At 70.1% G+C, this 713-nt stretch carries 1 pseudogene; it reads right to left on the bottom strand.

Features of this window, described 5'->3' with window-relative positions:
• A pseudogene (locus OO57_RS37945) lies at positions 1-578 on the bottom strand (N-terminal phage integrase SAM-like domain-containing protein); the annotation flags it as partial.
• Between the last annotated feature and the right edge of the window lie 135 nt (positions 579-713).

Here is a 713-nt window from a genome sequence, read left to right as displayed (position 1 = left end):
CGCTCGTCGGCGCGGGGCCGGCGCATGGGCAGGGGCTGGGCCGCGTTGAAGGGGAGCCGGTGGGTGCGGACGGCGCTGCCCAGGGCGCTGGAGAGCGTGGCCAGGCAGTGGTAGACGGCCTGGCGGCCGCGGCCGGATTCGAGCTGCTCGTGCGCGTAGGCGGCGATGTGATCGTGGGCGAGTTCCTCCAGGCGCAGCTTGCCGAACACGGGGATCAACTCGCAGAGCACATAGGTGCGGTAGCGGGCGTACGTGGTGGGCTTGAGCAGGAACTCCATCGACTTCAGCCACTTGGTCAGGTAGGCGGCCACCGTCTCGTGCGGGTCGGCGTCGAACCCCAGCCGGCGGCCCTCGAGGAAGCGCCGCAGCGCGCTCTCGGCGGCGAAGCCGTCCTCGAAACCACCGCGCCGTACCGTGCGCCTGCGACCGCTCAGCGAGGGGATGTCGACGGCGAAGGTCCATGTGCCGTGCCCCTCCTCGACCAGGCGCGGGCATCCGGCGCCGAGCTGACGCCGAGCCGCGTCACGGCACCCGCACCGACGGTAGACCCGGCCCCGCCGCCGCCCCGAACTGCGCATTTTCGCCTGCTTCCTGCGGTCCTGACTTTCTCGATCAGCCCGCGAGGCTACAGATTTCACGTCTGGATGGCCGACTGCGACCACCATGCGATCACCAATGCGGAATTCGTGACCTGACCTGCGACTTCCGGTGAG

The organism is Kitasatospora phosalacinea (assembly GCF_000717185.1).
GTDB classification, from domain to species: Bacteria; Actinomycetota; Actinomycetes; order Streptomycetales; family Streptomycetaceae; genus Kitasatospora; species Kitasatospora phosalacinea_A.
This window is presented reverse-complemented; position numbering and strand designations above follow the sequence as displayed.